This window comes from Streptomyces thermospinosisporus (genome assembly GCF_039526425.1).
GTDB classification, from domain to species: domain Bacteria; phylum Actinomycetota; class Actinomycetes; order Streptomycetales; family Streptomycetaceae; genus Streptomyces; species Streptomyces thermocarboxydovorans.
The window spans coordinates 1-1,063 of the sequence record NZ_BAAAIZ010000083.1; the positions used below are offsets into that span (position 1 = coordinate 1).

Genomic DNA, 1,063 nt, shown 5'->3' on the forward strand with positions numbered 1-1,063 from the left:
CGCAGCGGTGCCCGCCAGGTCGGGGGCCGGGGCGGCGGGAACGGCTGCGTGCTCCCCCTCTGCCGCTGCCCCGTCCTCGTCCTTGCTCCGCGCGACGGCGGAACCGGCCGCCTCCGGGCTCGAGGGCGGCGAGAGCAGCGGCGCGCCGAGGGACAGTCCCCCGTCGGCGAGGACCACCTGCCCGGTGATCCAGCGGGCCCGGTCGGAGGCGAGGAAGGCGACGACCTCGGCGAACTCCTCGGGTGTGCCGAGGCGTCCGAGGGGAGTGCTCGCCGCGACGGCGGCTTGCATCGCCTCGGCGTCGGGGAAGGCGTCGGCGACCTCGCTGACGAGCATCGCCGCCGAGGCGGTGTTCACCCGGATGCCGAAGGGGGCGAACTCCACTGCCAGGTATCGTGCGGCGGCCTCGGCAGCGGCCTTGGCGGGGGCGCAGGCCAGGTAGTTGGCCATCACGAGCTGTGAGGCGCCGAGGGCGGAGACGTTGACGATGGAACCGCCGCCGGCCTTCCGCATCAGCGGGGCGGCCGCCCGGGCGCAGCGCAGGCCGCCCTTGAGGTTGGTGTCGAGAGCCTTGTCGAGATGGGCATCGGTGACCTCGGCGCCGGGGACGAGGGCCCCGTTGGCGGCGTTGTTGACGAGGATGTCGAGCCGGCCGAACCGCTGCTCGATCTCGGCGAACATCCGGCCGACCTGCTCGGGACGGGCCACCGAGGCTCGCAGCAGATCCACGCGGGCTCCCCTGGCACGCAGTTCGCGCTGGGTCTGCCTGGCCTGCTCGTGCGAGTGGAAGTAGTTGACGAGGACGTGGGCGCCTCGGTCGGCGAGGGTGGCCGCGATGGCCTTACCCACGTTGCGAGCACCGCCCGTGACGAGTGCGATCTTGCCGGTCAGATCCTGCGTGGAGGCCGTTCCCCCGGTCCGCTCGCTCATGACGCGGCGCCCTGGAGCCGGCGGCTGTTCAGTTCCTGGTGGATGAGGTCGGCGACCTTGTCGAGCGTGTCGTAGTCCCCCAGCCGGAAGTCCGCACCACGCGGCTCGAGCCCGAAGTGCTCCGACGCCCGGG

Annotated in this window: 1 protein-coding gene; it reads right to left on the reverse strand. The window is 73.1% G+C overall.

Annotated features, from left to right (window positions below; all coding sequences use genetic code 11):
- Positions 1–930: SDR family oxidoreductase (locus ABD207_RS24560; protein ID WP_344015283.1), on the reverse strand; the 930-nt coding region annotated here is incomplete at its 3' end.
- Positions 931–1,063: the final 133 nt, after the last annotated feature.